Raw genomic sequence first — 18,563 nt, 5'->3', positions numbered from 1 at the left:
AATATGGGAAGTGAAAATGAGAAGGTGTATTTCAAATGTCAAGGTGACCTTTCTGGTATTTCGCTCGCGGGACACACTACCAGCCCGACCATTGTTGACTGGAATAAAAACGGAAAGCCTGATTTGCTTTTCGGAGCTGAAGACGGACATTTCTATTATTTGGAAAACGAATAAAATTATTGTTATGAGAGTCTGTATTGTTTTTTTGATTTCTGTAGTTGTTTCCTTTTTTTCAGTTTAAAACAGGTTTTTCCGCGGATTATTGCTTTGGCTGAAGTAGGCTGGTCAAGAACCGGTGAAAAAAACTGGATTGAATTCAGGATGAGGCTCGAAGATCATTTCAATCGATTGGATCTCATGGATATTTATTACACCAAAAAAAGAAGAATTTAAAAGTTAAGTTATGGAAGAGAAGAAGAGTGCTAAACTGAACAGGCGTAAGTTTTTAAGCTACTCAGCGCTGGGATTGACAGGACTCACCATTTTACCCGGTTGGGTAATGGCAAATGGAAAACGAATTGCGCCAAGCGACCGGGTAGTATTAGGGTTTATTGGTTTGGGGCGGCAGGGAATTTCCGATTTTAATAGCTTTACCGGTTGTCCGGGAGTGCAGGTAGCTGCATGCTGCGATGTTGATAACCTGAAACGTATTCGTTTTAAAAATAAGGTGGAAGCCTGGCAGGCAGGTCAAAACATACCGCAAAGGTGCGATATGTACGAGTTTTATGAAGATCTACTGGAACGGAAGGATATTGATGCCGTATCTATTGCTTCACCTGATCACTGGCATGCGTTAATGACTATTCACTCTTGCGAGGCAAACAAAGATGTTTACGTACAAAAACCGCTGGCATTTACTATCCGAGAGGGACTTGAAATGGTTAAAGCAGTACGTGCCAATAACCGGGTTTTACAGGTTGGAAGCCAGCAGCGTTCAAGTGAAGAGTTTCAGCAGGCGGTTGAACTGGTCAGAAGCGGGGCAATCGGACATATTGAATCCATTTATGTTAAGGTTGGAGATTCGCCAAAGCCACTCGATTTGCCTGAACAGCCGGTTCCTTCAGGTCTAAACTGGAATCTTTGGATGGGACCGTTAAATGATCCGGCAATTCACTACCATCCCGACTTATGTCCTCCAATTTCCATCAATCCGGAAAAAGATGAGCAACTTTGGGGAGCATGGCGATGGTACAGGGAAACTGGAAACGGTTATACCGCCGACTGGGGAGCCCACATGTTCGATATAGCACAGGCTGCCATTGGAATGGATGGTTTAGGTCCATGTGAGTTTATACCTAAAGGTTATAACAATACAGAATACCTGACCATGAAATATCAAAATGGCATAATAATGACCGAACAAAACTGGAGAGACGGGGGAAAAAGAGGGAGCCGCGGAATCGGTTTTAACGGAACCAAAGGATGGGTTAATGTGATGAGAGGTTACATTGAAAGTTCTGACCCGTCGTTGCTGGGAAAAAAAGAAAAAGAGATTGCCGAGGGAGAATATGAGGTGAGTTCTCCACACATGCAAAACTTCATCGATGCGGTCAGATCACGAAAAGACCCAATTGCACCCGTAGAGGTAGGATGCAGTACCAACACCCTCTGTTGTTTGGCAAATATTGCTACAGAACTTCAACGTCCGGTAAAATGGAACCCGGCAACGTTAAGTTTTGGCGATGATAAGGAAGCAAAAGCACACCGGCTTTATGGTTATCAATACAGGAATCCTTATTCACTCTGATAAATAATACCAGTGATGAAAAAAAAATTATTCAAAACAAAAAAACTCCATTCATTTGCCTTGCCAGGTATTATTCTAGTGTTTAGTCTGTGTTTGGGTTTCTTGGTAAATGGCTGTGTTTCAGGGAAAAATAAATCGAATTTTCAAGGAGTACAAATTGGAACGATAACTTATAGCTATCGGAGTATGCCCGACCAGTCATTGCCTGCCATTTTGGATTATGCCGTAAAATCGGGAATTGGGTCGGTTGAACTGATGGGAACGCCACTAGAAGCGTATGCCGGCATACCGGAAGATCGGGAGGAAATAAAAGAATGGCGCAAAACGGTCTCAATGGATAAATTTAAAAATATCCGCAAAATGTTTAACGATAAGGGAGTCAACATTCATATTGTAAAAATGCGGTGCAGACGCTGGACTGACGAAGAAATCGATTATGCGTTTAATGTGTGCAGGGCTCTCGGGGCAATGGGAATTACCATGGAAATTTCAGAGGAAGCAGCAGAACGCCTGGCTCCGTTTGCCGAAAAACATAACCTGTACGTCATTTTCCATAATCACGGTCAACCTGGAACCCCCGGTTTTAATTTCGAAAAATTTCTTGCTTACAGCCCCAAGATGATGTTAAACTTCGATGTGGGGCATTTTTACGGAGCAACAGGAACACATCCCAATGTTATTCTTGAAAAGTTGCACGAAAGGATTGCAAGTATCCACATTAAAGATAAAACTGGTCCGGATGCTGCCGAGCCAGATACAAACCGGCCTTTTGGACAGGGAGATACGCCTGTTACTGAAATTCTGAATCTCATAAAAGAAAAACAATGGCCAATAGTTTGCGATATTGAATTGGAATACCCTGTGTCTGAAGATTCGAATGCTATTACAGAAGTTGCAAAATGTGTTGAGTATTGCCGAAATGTGCTTGAAAATGATACAGAATAAAAGACTTTTAAGAATATTAACAGGAACGTTTTTAGGAGTATTTATTGCAGGTAGTTTGCAAGCCCGGTATATAAATTTTACGGATTGTACAATTTTTTATCCTGCTATGAGTAGTGGAAAGTCCAAGCTGGCTGCGCAAATGCTTCATGACGAAATTGCACTGAAGGCAGGTGTTCATTTACCTATGGGGACAGATCCCGATAATTTTCGTACCCCGACCATTGTAGTTGGATTGGAAAACGAAATTTCATCGTTACGGGAAGATTTTGAATCAGGTTTAAAAAAGCTTCCTACAACAAGCCCGGAAGGGTATAAAATTACAATGCTTCCTGATAATAAGATCATATTGGTTGCAGGTTTTGACAAGCGCGGTGTAATGTACGGTATTGGATACCTGCTTCGAAAAATGGAATTAAAAAATAATGACATCAGGTTACCGGATTCATTGTCTGTTTCGTCATCTCCGAAGATGCCAATTCGAGGCCATCATATTACGTACCATTTTACAGGCGACAGTATGTTTCAGACAAAATCTCTTTTTGAGCAATATCTCAGAGAATTAATCTATTTCGGATTAAACCATGTTTCTGTTAGCAGCCCGGCTGAAGCAAAATTAGCCATGAAATATGGTATGGATATTTCTATATATATGGCGAATGTGGGAGACGATTTTCAGTCAGCTGAAGGAATTAGAAAGGAGCTGGAAAAAAGAGAAACAATATTCAGGAATATGCCAAAACTAAACGAAGTTTTTGTTCCCGGTGGCGATCCGGGTGATTTGGAACCCGATGTTTTATTTAACTGGCTCGAAAAACTGGCTCCAGTCCTGTTGGAATATCATCCTGATGCAAGGATTTGGGTTTCCCCTCAAAATAATAACAAAGGAAAAGCGACTGAGGAATGGTATCGTTCTTTTTTTGAGTATGTTAACAAGGACTATCCCTGGTTTGGAGGCGTGGTATTTGGTCCGTGGACCCGGGTTCCTCTCGATGAAGTAAGAGATATTGTAAGGGAAGATATTCCTGTTCGCCGGTTTCCGGATATCACTCATTTGTTTGGTTGCCAGTATCCTGCTCCTGAATTGGACTGGGTTTTTGCCCATACACTGAGTAGGATGTCAATTCAGCCACGTCCGACAGGGTTTAAGCATATTCATAATTTATATGCTAATCTGGTTGTCGGCGCACGTCCTTATTCAGAAGGAAACAGCGATGATGTGAATAAATTTGTATGGAGTGACCAGGACTGGAACACGGATATACCTGTTGTAGAAACTCTTCGTGACTATGCCCGGCTGTTTATTGGACCTGATTATGCTGAAAGTATTGCTCAGGGTATTCTTGCTCTGGAAGAAAACCTTAAGGGGCCGCTGATTGAAAACGAAAATATTGAAAAAACCCTTTTGCAATGGCAGGAGATGGAACAAATGGCAGAACCTGAAGTTCTGCAAAACCCACGCTTTCAGTCAGGGCTTATCAGGGCTTATTACGATGCGTACCAGAAACAACGTCTGATGTATGAAAATGTGTTGGAATATAGAGCAATGGAAGTTTTACGGGATGCGCAGAATTTGGGCACAATGCAATCTATTGCCCAGGCAACGAAAGTGCTGAATGAAGCTGCTGAATATCCTGTGGAAAATGATTATAAGATGAAAATCAATGAGTTGTATAATTCTCTTTTTGAGGGAGCGAATCCACGATGGATGTCAGAATTTCAAAAATGTGAGTTTGTGGACCGTATTGACGTCTCTCTTAATAACTCGGAGTGGCTTTTAAGTCAGTTTGAGGTGATAAAAAGCGTATCAGGCGAGCTTAAACGGTTGCAAATGGTTAACAAAATTTTAAACCGCACTAATCCTGGCCCCGGAGGCTTTTATGACAATTTGGGTACAGAAGCATCTTTTAACCGGGTACAATCAAAAAAGAAAGCTGAAGAAGATCCCGGAACGCATTTTTATCCACGCAGGAATTACATCAGGGGGTCGGTTCCGATGCCTGTTTCCTGGAAGGTTCAGATGGGTACACTTTACGAGGAACCTTTGGTTTTGGTGTACGAAAACCTTGACCCTGGTTCAGCATATAATATCCGTATAAATTACACGGGTGGAATAGGCAGGGGGCAGTCGAAAATAAAACTTGTGGCCAACAGAAAATACATTGTTCATAACTTTATAAACACTGAAGGGAAACCCATTCAGGAGTTTAACCTTCCCCGGGAAGCTTATTCATCGGGCAAAATGGAATTGTCGTGGACATGTGCAAAAGGAGAGAGGGGAGCACCCGTTGCAGAAGTTTGGATAATTAGAAAATAAATACTGCAATTTACCAACGTAATTAGATGTATGTAAAAGTCTTGATGACGAAACTAATAATCAATGATGAAACACAAAATTTTAGCAACAATTTCTCTGATATTTTTAGGAACATTCTCAATAAATGCCCAAATAATTTTTATTGAAGCCGAAAGCTTTGAAAACAGGGGCGGTTGGGTAATCGACCAGCAAAGTATGGATCAAATGGGTTCACCTTATATGATGGCGCACGGTTTGGGAATTCCGGTTGAAAATGCGACAACGCAGATTAGCATCCCCGAAGAGGGAGAATACCGGGTGTGGGTGCGCACCCGAAACTGGGTTGCCCCGTGGGGTGTTCCGGGAACTCCCGGAAAGTTTCAGTTGCTGTTCGATGAAAAACCTTTAAAAGTATCATTCGGCACAGAGGGATCGGAATGGCACTGGCAGGAAGGTGGTACAATTCAACTAAACAAAGGGCAGGTTGAAATCGAACTGCATGATTTGACCGGATTCAATGGCCGCTGTGATGCTATTTTTTTGACAAAAAATACGGAATTCATTCCTCCCAATGAAAATGATGCGCTGGCAGATTTCCGTGCTGCACATCTGAATCTTCCCGAACAACCACAACTGGCCGGCGAATTCGATTTAGTTGTAGTGGGTGGTGGAATGGCGGGAATCACTTCTGCAATTAGTGCCGCCAGATTGGGATGCAAAGTGGCGTTGATTCAAAATAGGCCGGTGCTTGGCGGCAACAACAGTTCCGAAGTACGTGTAGGACTATCGGGACTCATTTTTCAACAACCCTATCCCAACCTCGGAAAACTGGTTGATGAAATTGGCTCTGTCGGCTACTGGGCCCTTTGGGAAGCCAATCGTGAGCCGGAAATGGAAAGGAGTAAAAAAATTTTGGAGGTGATTGAAAAGAATCCGGAAAAGAAAATTCACAATGCCGGCCCTCAGAGCAACTATGGCGACGATAAAAAACAGAAAATAGTTGAGGCGGAGGAAAACATCGAATTGTTTCTAAATACCCATGTTTTTGAGGCCCAAAAATCAGGAAACAAAATCATCTCTGTTACCGGAAAAAATATTGTTACCGGCAAGGAGATGAAATTTAAGGGACAACTTTTTGCCGATTGCACTGGCGACGGTAATCTTGGATTTTTAGCCGGAGCCGATTTCAGGATGGGAAGGGAAAGCAAAAAAGAAACCGGAGAACCCAGTGCTCCTGAAAATGAGGACGATTTGGTAATGGGTACTTCGGTGCAGTGGTATGCGGAAAATCTGGATAAACCTTCTTCCTTCCCCGAATGCTTCTGGGCTGTTCAGTTTAACGAAGAAACTGTTCAGCACCTTATACGCGGCGACTGGGACTGGGAAACCGGATTCTACTGGGATCAGGTTGAAGATATTGAGTACATAAGAGATTACGGACTTCGTGCTGTTTTTGGGAACTGGTCCTATCTCAAAAACAAAAGCAAAGAGAAGGAAAAATACAATGGCTGTCAATTAAAGTGGGTGGCTTACATCGGTGGAAAACGCGAATCACGCAGGCTTCTTGGCGATGCAATTTTAAAAGAACAAGACCTTTTAAACAAGGTAGAATTCCCCGATGCAAGTTTTACAGCAACCTGGACCATTGACCTCCATTATCCGGTTGCCCTGAAAGGTTTTAATGAAGAGCCGTTTCTGTCAGAAGCAAAACATGTTAAAATAGAACCGTATGCAGTTCCATACCGGTGTTTATATTCCAGAAATATTGATAATTTGTTTATGGCCGGACGAAACATCAGTGTAACACATGTTGCGCTGGGTACAGTGCGTGTTATGCGTACAACCGGCATGATGGGTGAGGTAGTTGGAATGGCTGCATCTTTGGCGCGAAAAAACAACACAACTCCCAGAGGAGTCTATCAAAACCATTTGAATAAATTAAAAGTATTAATGGAAAATGGAATTGGTAAAAATTGGTATGAATAAGTTTTTAAAACAATCCTTTAATGATTTGAAAAAGGACATTTTAATTAATAGTTAGTTCAAAAATTAAGTTTATGAAAAAGTTTTTTTATTACATTTTTATTATATTTTTTGCAATAGGTATAACATTTCCGTGTGCATGCAGTAGCAAGAAGTCATCAGGCGAAATAGAACCTAAGATTATAGTTTCTGAATTTATATATGAGAATGCGCCGTTTCCCCAATGCCATGCCTCAACAATTGTAGAAACAGGAGATGGACTGTTAACTGCATGGTTTGGAGGTACCAAAGAAAAGAACCCGGACGTTTGTATTTACACGTCTGAAAGAAAAGACGAAAAGTGGAGTACTCCTGTACTTGTTGCAGATGGGATAATAAATGATACACTAAGGTATCCTTGCTGGAACCCGGTTCTGTTTAAAAGAGATAACGGAGATATTATTCTTTATTACAAAGTCGGGCCCAGTCCACGTGAATGGTGGGGATTGTACAAAATATCAAAAGACAACGGAAAAACCTGGTCAGATGAAATTCCAATTCCCGATAATCTTTTGGGACCTATAAAAAATAAACCGGAAAGGCTGGCTGATGGCACCATTCTGTATCCTACAAGTTATGAAACAAATGAATATTGGACAATTTATACTGAAACTTCCGACCAGAACCTGAACAACTGGAAAAAGACAGAAATTGACAACAATGGATTCAATGCAATTCAACCTGCCATTCTGTTTCATAAAGACGGGAAAATTCAGATGCTTTGCCGCTCAAAAGAAAAAAGTATTGTTGAAACATGGTCAGATGATAACGGGAAAACGTGGTTGTCGGTTCAGGCCACATCGCTTCCCAATAACAACTCGGGTTTCGATGCTGTAACGCTGAATAGCGGAAAGCACCTGCTAATTTGTAATCCTGTTGAAAAAGGACGAAATAAGCTTTCGCTTTTATTATCTGATGATGGTAAAAAATGGGAAGATATATTGGTCCTTGAAGACCAGCCTGAAGGGGAATTTAGTTATCCTGCAATTATTCAGGGAACTGATGGCACAATTCATATTACTTATACCTATAATAGGAAAACAGTAAAATATGTCCAATTGGTTTTTATATGATTTATAATACGAGTTCTATTAAGAAAGTAAAGATGAAAATGTCGAAATTTTCCTTTTTTGTATTTGTTATTTCTTTTGTTGCTCTTTTTTCACCTTTTCAGCTCATGGCAAAAAAGCAAAAACCCAATATCCTTTTTATTCTGATAGATGATTTAGGATGGCAGGATTTGCAATGCTACGGGAGTAAGTTCTATGAAACACCTAACATCGACAAACTGAGATCAGAAGGAATGATGTTTACAAATGCCTATTCGGCTTGTGCTGTTTGTTCTCCAACGCGTGCGAGTATATTAACCGGTAAGAATCCTGCGCATCTTCAGTTTACAGGGCACATTACCGCTATTGGACGGCATCGTTATCCGGAACACGGGCGGATTATACCTCCAGATGATAAAATGTATGTTGATTTAAATGAAATTATGATTCCTGAAGCATTGAAATCACTTGGCTACAAGTCAATTAGTATTGGAAAATGGCATGTGGGGAAAGAAGAGAAATATTTTCCAACTCTTCAAGGATTCGACATTAATATTGCAGGGTATGAACACGGAAGCCCTCCTACATATTGGGGACCATATAAAAATCCAAACTCAGACTGGAACCCTAAGATTAAGAATATGATGGAAGGAGAACCGGGTGAATATTTGACCGATCGGCTAACCGATGAAGCAATTCATTTTATTAAAAATAATAAAGAACGTCCTTTTTTCATTTATTTATCTCATTATGCCGTACATACACCCTTAGAAGCTCCTGATTCTCTGGTAAGGAAATATGAAAAAAAACTAAAAAAAAATAAATCCCAAAAAAGTGCGGTGTATGCAGCAATGATTGAAAATATGGATACCAACATTGGCCGTCTTCTGTTTGAACTACAAAAAATGAATTTATCGGATAATACGATTATAATATTCTATAGTGATAATGGAGGAGAACAAAGAGCGACATCCAATAAGCCGTTGAGAGAAGGGAAAGGATTCCTTTATGAAGGAGGTATCCGTGTTCCCTTGATTATTAAATGGCCAGGAAAAGTTGGAGCAAATACTACCTGCGATGTTCCGGTTATCAGTGACGATATTTATCCAACCATTATGGAAATAATTGGCAAAGGAGTTAAACCTGCCAAAGATATTGATGGATTAAGTCTTATTCCTGTGCTGAGGCATAGCAAAACTTTGAAAAGGGAACAATTATGCTGGTATTATCCCCATTACAGTCCTCAGGCTAAAATGCCTGGCTATGCAATTCGTAAAGGTGATTTTAAACTTATAGAGCACTATGATCCCGAAAAGATTGAATTATTCAATATAAAATACGATATAAATGAAAGCCAAAACCTGGCTGATAGTCACCCTGAGAAAGTAAATGAATTAAAACGTGCGTTTGACAGTTGGCTAAAAAAAATGGATCCGGTTATGCACTCTTTAAATCCAAACTATACTGAAGGATATAGAGATGAATAACTAATTATATTTCAAATTTTCAATAGGACAATAAATATTAGATATATGGTTTTCAAATATATGTTAAGAACAATATTTTTTCTATTCAGTAGTATGTTTAGCGTTTGCTTGATAAAAGCTTCTGATTATAAAGGTAATAATCCCAATATTATTTTTATAATGGCTGATGATTTAGGTTATGGTGATTTAGGTTGCTACGGGCAGGAAAGAATTAAAACACCAAATATTGATAAACTTGCTTCTGAAGGAATTCGTTTTACCCAGGCTTATGCCGGAGGCCCCGTATGCACTCCCTCAAGAAGTGTACTAATGACCGGGCTTCACAACGGGCATACCCCAGCCCGCGATAATATTCCACATTATTCTACTTACCTTCAGGAAGACGATGTTACCGTTGCCGAAATTCTAAAGCAGGCCGGTTACCGGTGTGGCGGTGTGGGCAAGTGGTCGCTGGGTGACGCCGGTACTGTCGGGGCCGCTACAAATCAGGGGTTTGATATGTGGTTTGGTTATTTAAACCAGGATCATGCACATTATTATTATACAGAATACCTGGACGACAGCTATCGTCCAGAAAATAATTACCGGTGTGAACTTCCTGGAAATACTGAGACTAAACAACATTACAGTCATAACTTAATCACAGATCGGGCGTTACAATTTATCCGAGACTCGCACAGTGAACCGTTTTTTTTGTATGTTGCTTTTACCTTACCTCATTTTTCATCACGATCGGAAGATGAAGACAGATTTACTGTTCCTTCTACAGAACCTTACGGGGATAAAAATTGGGATGAACAATCTAAAAAGTATGCGGCGATGGTTCACATGTTAGACCGGGATGCAGGTCGTATTGTTGATTTGGTTGATGAATTAGGAATGGGAGACAATACCCTGATAATTTTTACAAGTGATAACGGTGGACATAGTGCAATTTGGACAGATTTTAATACAAATGGTCCTTTTCGTGGGTATAAAGGAGACTTGACAGAAGGAGGAATTCGTGTGCCCTTTATCGCTCGGTGGTCCGGAAGAATTCCGGAAGGAAAAACCAGCAATGAAATTATTGCCTTTCAGGATATGATGTCCACTTTTGCTGAATTGGCAGGAGTAACTCCGCCTGAAACAACAGATGGCATTTCGGTAGTAAATAGACTTACCGGGAAAAAGCAGGCGAAAAAACATAAATACCTTTACTGGGACTATGGACATTGCCGGGACAGGTACGATCAGGCAGTTCGCTTTGAAAACTGGAAGGGAATCCGACTTGGACAACATGCAAAAATTCAGCTTTATGATTTAAATAATGATATGGGAGAAACTAATGATTTAGCTGAAAGTTATCCGGAAATTGTTAGTAAAATAGAAAAAATAATGGACGAAGCCCATGTGCCGAGTGAACGTTACTCCGTAGGTGTAAAATATCAGGGCGGGCCAATCTGGAAAAAGAACAACAATGAATAACATTTAATAGAATAACAACACATGCAAAGCAAATTAAAAATGCCTTTAACTGGTATTATCCCTCCACTCGTTACTCCTTTGCTTGATAATGACACGCTTGATGTTGAAGGATTGGAGCGGTTAGTTGAGCACACCATTGCAGGCGGGGTGCACGGAGTTTTTATTTTAGGCACAACTGGAGAATTTGCCAGTTTAAGTTATAAGCTGCGCAGGGAATTAATCAGGAAAACCTGCGGGCTGGTAAATGGGCGTGTCCCGGTTTTGGTTGGTATAACTGATTCTGCATTTGCTGAAAGCGTTAATCTTGCTGCTTTTGCAGCTGATTGTGGCGCTGATGCGGTTGTATTGGCACCACCTTTTTATTTTGCGACCGCTCAGCCTGAGCTGCTGGAATATCTGGAAAAACTTGTTTTGCAATTACCGTTGCCGCTTTTTTTGTATAATATGCCCATTCACACCAAGGTAATAATTTCACCAGAAACTGTTTACACTGCAGCACAAATTCCTGGGATTATTGGCTTGAAGGATAGTTCGTCTAATCTGGTTTATTTAAAACAGGTTCAGCACTTGATGCGCGAAAAAAAGGACTTTGCTTTTTTTGTTGGTCCTGAGGAGTTTATGGCTGAGTTTGTTCTGACGGGAGGACATGGGGGAGTAAATGGTGGTGCAAATCTATATCCAAAACTTTATGTTGACTTGTATAATGCAGCAGTAAAAAAAGATTTTATTGAGATTAATAAACTCCAGCAAAAAGTAATGCAAATTAGCGCTTCAATATATAATGTCGGCCATTACGGTTCAAGTTATTTGAAAGGCCTTAAATGCGCTTTATCTCTATGCGGAATTTGTTCCGATTTTATGGCTGAACCCTTTCACCGGTTTAAGTCTCCGGAGCGAAGAATAATTGAAGAAGCATTGAATGGCATAGAATTTTAATCTAATAATAAGGTCAGATGTATACCCTAACAAGGCTATTAGTACCCATTTTTATTTTTTTTCTGAGTTGTTCCGATTATAAGCCGGAAATCCCTTCATGGATAAATGAATACGTTGCTTCGATTGATTACCAACTGCTGGGAGGTGAGACACCTGATGTGCATTATTCTGTGCTATCGGAACATGTTGTAAAAGTGTCAGTTTCGTTTAATTTGAAAGATTCAATTTATCAGGATGATTGGCAGGTAAATATAATACCTGCTTTTTTGCCGGATTTTCATTGGGCTTCGCATCTCACTCCAACGGATGAACACATTATTGCACAACATGCGTTTCGCGCACCTGCAGTAATAGTTGTTTCCGATGAGAAAAAGTTAACAATTATCCCGGATCTTAACTTATTGCAAGAGATTCCGTCGGTGAACTGGTATATGGATATGGACGCCGCCGACAATAAAATTACTTTGGGAATGAGCAAATCCAAAGTCCGGGAACACGTTCTTTTTGTAAGAGATTCAGGTGCAGTTTTTCCACCAGGTAAAAGAGAATTCGGCTTTTACATATTGGTTTCAGATAAAAAGGAAAGTATTCAGAATCCATTCAGAGATGCGGTTGCATTTCTTTGGGAGAAATGGGGAAATAATGCTTTCCGATCCATGGTATCTGGTTTTGTGGATCTTGAGAGATATGTGGTGCATACCTATAATTGGGCATTTGATGCTTGGAAAGAAAGCGTGTGGCAGGAATTTAATCTAAATGGAAAAGAGGTGGGAGCCCCGGTGTTTATTGTCAATACTACACAAAGTCCCAATTACCCGGATGAGGTAAACGAAAGAGAATTCCGTTCCATTTGGAACCAGGCTTGGTTCAATTCTTTACGGTCGGCATCAGGATTATACAGGTATGCCAAAAGGACGGAAAATAAAAAATTGCTGGAATATGCAAATAAGACTAAGGAACTGGCTTTGGCATTTCCACAGAAGAATGGATTTTTCCCTGGCCTGATTTCCACAGAAATGGAAAAGGTTGAAATCAACGAAAAAAAATACAACCGCTCAAAAGGATGGGGTACTTATTATTTTGGGAATTCCAATCGAAATCCTTATTCACGGAACGCACGTGTTTCACCGTATCATATTCTTGATATGAGTTTTACTGCCAATCAGATGCTTTTGTGGTATTCAGAGCTGGAGCAGGATAAGCGCCTTCTCGACTATGCTGTTCGTTACGCCGATGCCCTGATTGAAATACAGTTTGAAAATGGATTTTTCCCAGGATGGCTCGATCAGGAGACACTCCATCCGATGCAGCATTTAAACGAGTCACCGGAGTCGGCCATGTCAGTTACTTTTCTTCTGAACCTATATAAAATTACACAAAATGAAAAATACCGCCGGTCTGCCTTGAAGGCGATGAATACCATTATTGAGAATATTTTGTACGAAGGACAATGGGAAGACTTCGAAACATATTGGTCCTGTTCTCGATATGGTTCGGAAGATCTGGTCGGGAAGAAAGCTGAACGAAATAATCAGTATAAGCAAAATACACTTTCAATGTTTTGGGCAGCAGAAGCTTTGCTCGAAAGTTTTTACCTCACAGATAATCGGGAGTATTTGAATCAGGGAGAGCGAACTTTGGATGAATTGCTGATGTACCAAGCATCTTGGCAGCCGCCTTATATTTATGTAAGGACTGTGGGAGGGTTTGCTGTGATGAATGCCGATGGCGAATGGAACGATTCGCGACAGAGCCTTTTTTCCGAATTAATTATCCGTTATGGTGAGGAGTTAAAACGGGATGAGTATATAGAAAGAGGTATTGCCGCTTTGTATGCTTCATTCGAAATGATGTACTGCCCTGAAAACAACGACACGAAAAAACAATGGGAAAAAGTATGGCCTTTTTTCAATGAAAAAGACTATGGTTTTATGATGGAAAATTATGGGCATGGAGGAGTTACAAGTCCTGATGGAATAGGGATAGGCGAATTTACAATTTATGACTGGGGAAACGGTGCTGCGTCAGAAGCTTATAATCGAATTGTTGATCATTTTGGGAAAAAATTCTTGCCGTCGGGGATTAATAAAACAGATAAATCTTCCCCTTAATTTTGGTTTCTAGGTAGAAAAATGCCTGCAAAAATCTCTTCGCATGAAATAGTCGACGAGAAAGAAGTCAGAAAAATGGGAAAAAGTAAATATTAAATACCCAAAAATCAATTATCTAAGTAGCTAATAAGCAGGATTTAAGATGTGTGTACATGGAGTATTCCCATCGTTGCAATCATATTTTTATGTTCTGGCTGAACCTTCTTCCAATTTGAATATTTGAAAAGGTAAAGCTGGATTTTTGCAGGAGAATAATAATTTGCAATATTCCCGGAATATTATTCAGGAAACACCTGACCTTGAATCACAGAATACATGGTCATTTTAATCGCATAAAAAGATGTACTTTTGGAGCGAAATATGGTTCCGGGAGTGATTTTGCAGGAACCTTTATTAAAATGGATGGAATACCATCTTCAATTAAAAAAAATGAACAGTATTACTGAATCGAGTTCGCCCTACAACAACCTTGAAAAATTGAGTGTTCGGGAGTTGTTGGATGGAATACACAACGAAGATAAAAAGGTGCTTCCGGCAGTAGAAAAGACAATGCCGGAAATTGAAAAACTGGTTACAGAACTGGTCCCGAGAATAAAAAAGGGTGGGCGTCTTTTTTATGTAGGAGCAGGCACCAGTGGCCGGCTGGGGATATTGGATGCATCTGAAATCCCACCCACTTACGGGGTAGGGTATGATTTGATTATCGGCATTATTGCCGGAGGGGATCAGGCCATTCGTAAGGCGGTAGAATCGGCAGAAGACAATGAAAATCTCTCATGGCAGGAACTGCAAAAGTATAACATCACGGAATGGGATACAGTGGTTGGAATAGCCGCCTCCGGTCGTACCCCTTATGTTATAGGCGCCGTAAAAAATGCACGGGAGCATGGTATTTTAACTGCGTGTATCACCAGCAATCCCGGCTCTGCCCTGGCAAAAAATGTAGACATTCCCATTGAAGTTATTGTAGGGCCGGAATTTGTTACCGGAAGTACGCGCATGAAATCGGGGACGGCACAAAAGATTATTCTGAATATGATTACCACTACGTTGATGATACAAATAGGAAGGGTAAAAGGGAACAGGATGGTAAACATGCAATTAACCAATGAAAAGCTGGTGGAACGAGGCACCCGGATGATTGTGGAGGAGCTGGGTTTCTCAGAAGAAAAAGCCCGTCGGCTTTTGTTAATGCATGGTTCGGTGCAGAAAGTACTTGAAGAATCAGGAAAAGGGTAGCGGATAATTCATTTCAGGGAAAAGGATTCAATACAATTGACCTTCTCCCAATATTGGATGGTGTACTCCCGAAGGACATTTTTTTTATGTGCCTAAGATAATATTGGTTAACAAAGTGTGGAACTTTAGTAAACGGGGTTTACCCTATCCCCAATATATGTTTTTTATATTCCCGTGGAGTAACGCCTTTTAATGTCTTGAACTGCCGGTTAAAATTGGAAAGATTCTCAAAGCCGGCTTCATAAGCTATTTGGGATATATTTAAAGCATCGTCAGCTAAAAGCCGGCAGGCATAGCCAATCCTGATATTTATGAGGTAGCGTTTGAACGGCATCCGGTAGTGCTTTTTAAAAGACTCTAAAAAAGTAGTACTGCCCATGTTCGTCAATTCCAGCAAATCCTGAAGTTTTATATTTTTCTGAAAATTCAGGAGTATATACTGGATAGCCTTGTCCCATCCCTCATTTTCATTTTTTAAATAAGGTTCCAGGAAAGAAGGGCTGGATAATAACTTATAATCATCCACCTCAGCTAAAAGATTAAAAATTGAAAATAGCTTATAAAGGCGGCCTGTAATGTCTGAATGGAGCATTTCAAGTATGCATTCTATGATTTTTTCTTTTAACTCCCCATAAAATAAACATCCCAGGGAAGCATCATTAAGGCATTTTTTTAGTTTCGCATTTTCGGGCAGCGAAAAAAATTTGCCTCCAATAAAATCTTCCTGGAATTGTACCGCAAACCCTTCGCCTGTAAACATACCTTTTTTGTCATAGTAATGTTGGTCACACTTCCATTCATGGGGCAAATAGGGACCCAATAAAACAATGTCGCCACCAACAAAGCGGTCGATATGGTCTCCTATTGTCCTGATGCCTTCCCCTTTCTTTATATAACAAAATTCATATTCCGGGTGGTTATGCCATAATGAAAAAGGATTTTTTTCATGGTAATAAATAAAAGAACTGCTGGGATCCTTAAATAAGCGTATTTCTGATATTTCCATTGTTGATATAAATATCCGGTTTTTACTTCAAAAGTAATAAATGTTCCCTTTGAGTCCGTGTAAAAGTATCATTATTCCGGTTAAATGTACTGTTTGCGTGCTGTCTTTTGAAATAAATTTGTGGTGGCTCGGAGTAAAGTATTTTTGCCTTTCGGGAAAAGATAAGTACCTAACTAATTATTTGCAAAAGGGAAAAAGATTAGCAATTAACGGAGGGAAAAAGGCGGTACAACCAAGCCAGCCGGATTGTTGAACTATAAATAATAATAAATTAAACTATATGAAAATTAAAATCAAACTTACTATTTTATTAGTTGTATTTGTTTCATCAGTCCATGCACAGGATATTTCTATTATTCCCCAACCTGCATATATGCAATTAAACGAGGGAGGATTTGTTTTAGGGCAAGGGTGTACTTTGGAATTTGAAGCACATGACAAGGAGTTGTCATGGATGGCGCAATATTTTAATGAGTATCTGCAAACTTACTATGGTTTTCATATCAAACTCAACAATGGAAGTAGTCCCATTCAGCTGCAGATAGTTAAAAACAAAACACTTGGCAACGAAGGTTACCGGTTGGATGTATCCAATGACAGGATTACCATTTCTGCCAATAACTATGCCGGGGTGTTTTATGGTATTCAGACATTGAAACAGTTACTTCCATTGGGGCAAGATGCCAAAGAGTTAAGAATTCCTGCAGTTACTGTTGAAGACCAGCCGCGTTTTACATGGCGGGGATTACATTTAGATGTAGGCAGGCACTTTTTTCCGGTTTCTTTCATAAAAAAGTATATTGATTATATGGCCCAATATAAACTCAATACCTTCCATTGGCACTTGACAGAAGATCAGGGATGGCGGATCGAAATTAAAAAGTACCCAAAATTGACAGAAATATCCCATTGGCGTGATGAAACCGCGGTATATGATGGCAGAGAGGTAACAGGATATGATGGTATTGGTTACGGGGGATTTTATACCCAGGAACAGGTAAAAGAGATAGTAAGTTATGCAAATGAACGTTACATTACAGTAATCCCTGAAGTTGAAATGCCGGGGCATTCAGTGGCAGCCCTTGCAGCATATCCGGAACTGGGATGTAGGGGGGATTCTTACGAGGTCTCCAAAGAATGGGGTATATTCGAAGATGTTTATTGTGCCGGAAAGGAAACTACATTCAATTTTTTGGAGGACGTTCTTGATGAAGTTTGTACACTTTTTCCTTCCCAATATATCCATATTGGAGGTGATGAATGCCCTAAAAAAAGATGGGAACAATGCCCTCATTGCCAGGAACGGATTAAAAAAGAAGGGCTGGAAGATGAACATCAGCTACAAAGCTATTTTATCAAACGGATGAGTAACTACCTGGCGACAAAAGGGCGCAGCCTGATAGGATGGCATGAAATAATGGAAGGGGGAATTGCGCCGGATGCTACTGTTATGGCATGGCGCGGGGCAGAAGATGCAGTAAAAGCTGCAAAGTCGGAGCATAATGTAGTAATGACACCCTTTTCTCATTTATATTTTATACAATACCAATCTGAAGATAAAGCCAATGAGCCCTTTAACTATTATAAAGGCATATTGCCCTTAGAAAAAGTATATTCTTACGAACCCATACCCGAAGAATTATCTTCTGATGAGTCGAAATTTATTATTGGCGCCCAGGGGTGTGTTTGGACTGAATTCATATCAAATATAAAAGTGGCAGAATTCATGCTGTTCCCGCGGATATGTGCTTTGGCGGAAATGGTCTGGACCCCTAAAGAAAAGAAGGACTACAATAATTTCGAATCACGTATGAATACCGAATACAACAGGTTCTATATGTGGGGTATAAACTATAAAGATTACAGGAAATAATAAAACAGATTGTATCAGGTATACACGTGGATCAATAAATCGAATTGCCGCAGGAAGTAAGGCGGGTGAACGAACCAGGAATGGATAAATGGATAGTCAACGGCAAAGAAATGGATACAAATTACCCGTTATCATTTGAAGCGTCAGGGAGAGGGTAGCAGATAATTCTTTTCATGGGAAGAAGGATCCATTGTTTTCGTCTGAAGGAAATCAACAAAATGTTTTCGATACTTTAAACAGTCAAATACTGTGGCGCTGTGCCATATTCCTTTCTGGCTTATCAAAAGGTTTCTATCATTTTACCGTCTGTTGCATCGAATACATCAGGTGCATTTTATATCATTTTATTGCATATTTTTAAATTATAATGTTGAATGGTATATTTGACGTC

At 40.1% G+C, this 18,563-nt stretch carries 13 protein-coding genes; 12 read left to right on the top strand and 1 reads right to left on the bottom strand.

Annotated features, from left to right (window positions below; translation table 11 throughout):
- The first annotated feature begins 3 nt into the window (after window positions 1-3).
- The 11 genes from D1164_RS23965 to murQ all read left to right on the top strand — a co-directional run bounded on the left by D1164_RS23965 (window position 4) and on the right by murQ (window position 15,293).
- Window positions 4-174, top strand: coding sequence for a hypothetical protein (locus D1164_RS23965; protein WP_206610976.1), 171 nt, complete (start codon window positions 4-6; stop codon window positions 172-174).
- A 229-nt stretch (window positions 175-403) separates the two neighbouring features.
- On the top strand, window positions 404-1,747 hold the full coding sequence (locus D1164_RS10075) for a Gfo/Idh/MocA family protein (RefSeq protein ID WP_119349840.1): 1,344 nt from the start codon (window positions 404-406) through the stop codon (window positions 1,745-1,747).
- Window positions 1,748-1,762: 15 nt separating this feature from the next.
- Window positions 1,763-2,692 carry a sugar phosphate isomerase/epimerase family protein gene (locus tag D1164_RS10070; RefSeq protein ID WP_119349839.1) on the top strand — a complete coding sequence of 310 codons (930 nt, stop codon included), beginning with the start codon at window positions 1,763-1,765 and terminating at the stop codon, window positions 2,690-2,692.
- A complete protein-coding gene (locus tag D1164_RS10065; protein WP_119349838.1) occupies window positions 2,679-5,006 on the top strand; it encodes a hypothetical protein in 2,328 nt (775 codons plus the stop codon). Before D1164_RS10070 ends, D1164_RS10065 begins: the two co-directional genes overlap by 14 nt.
- A gap of 63 nt (window positions 5,007-5,069) precedes the next feature.
- Entirely contained in the window at window positions 5,070-6,971 is a 1,902-nt protein-coding gene (locus tag D1164_RS10060; protein ID WP_206610975.1) for an FAD-dependent oxidoreductase, read from the top strand.
- 71 nt (window positions 6,972-7,042) lie between these two features.
- Window positions 7,043-8,080 carry a sialidase family protein gene (locus D1164_RS10055; protein ID WP_119349837.1) on the top strand — a complete coding sequence of 346 codons (1,038 nt, stop codon included), beginning with the start codon at window positions 7,043-7,045 and terminating at the stop codon, window positions 8,078-8,080.
- Between the two features lie 104 nt (window positions 8,081-8,184).
- Complete coding sequence (locus D1164_RS10050; protein ID WP_172594411.1) at window positions 8,185-9,543, top strand: sulfatase; 1,359 nt, start codon at window positions 8,185-8,187, stop codon at window positions 9,541-9,543.
- 60 nt (window positions 9,544-9,603) lie between these two features.
- A complete protein-coding gene (locus D1164_RS10045; RefSeq protein ID WP_119349908.1) occupies window positions 9,604-11,007 on the top strand; it encodes an arylsulfatase in 1,404 nt (467 codons plus the stop codon).
- A gap of 21 nt (window positions 11,008-11,028) precedes the next feature.
- Window positions 11,029-11,943: a dihydrodipicolinate synthase family protein gene (locus D1164_RS10040; protein ID WP_119349835.1), complete on the top strand. Its 915-nt coding sequence runs from the start codon at window positions 11,029-11,031 to the stop codon at window positions 11,941-11,943.
- A gap of 17 nt (window positions 11,944-11,960) precedes the next feature.
- Complete coding sequence (locus D1164_RS10035; RefSeq protein ID WP_119349834.1) at window positions 11,961-14,054, top strand: glycoside hydrolase family protein; 2,094 nt, start codon at window positions 11,961-11,963, stop codon at window positions 14,052-14,054.
- A 348-nt stretch (window positions 14,055-14,402) separates the two neighbouring features.
- Window positions 14,403-15,293 (top strand): N-acetylmuramic acid 6-phosphate etherase, encoded by an 891-nt coding sequence (murQ, locus tag D1164_RS10030; protein WP_241558277.1) that lies wholly within the window; start codon window positions 14,403-14,405, stop codon window positions 15,291-15,293.
- A 139-nt stretch (window positions 15,294-15,432) separates the two neighbouring features.
- Here murQ and D1164_RS10025 read toward each other — a convergent pair whose 3' ends face one another.
- A complete protein-coding gene (locus D1164_RS10025) occupies window positions 15,433-16,299 on the bottom strand; it encodes an AraC family transcriptional regulator (RefSeq protein WP_119349833.1) in 867 nt (288 codons plus the stop codon).
- A 280-nt stretch (window positions 16,300-16,579) separates the two neighbouring features.
- Here D1164_RS10025 and D1164_RS10015 point away from each other — a divergent pair, with 280 nt between their 5' ends.
- Window positions 16,580-18,172, top strand: a complete 1,593-nt coding sequence (locus D1164_RS10015) for a beta-N-acetylhexosaminidase (RefSeq protein ID WP_119349831.1) — start codon at window positions 16,580-16,582, stop codon at window positions 18,170-18,172.
- Window positions 18,173-18,563: the final 391 nt, after the last annotated feature.

This window comes from Mariniphaga sediminis, assembly GCF_003573545.1.
GTDB lineage: Bacteria > Bacteroidota > Bacteroidia > Bacteroidales > Prolixibacteraceae > Mariniphaga > Mariniphaga sediminis.
The sequence above is the reverse complement of the archived record's forward strand: the minus strand, read 5'-3'. Positions and strand labels throughout refer to the sequence as shown.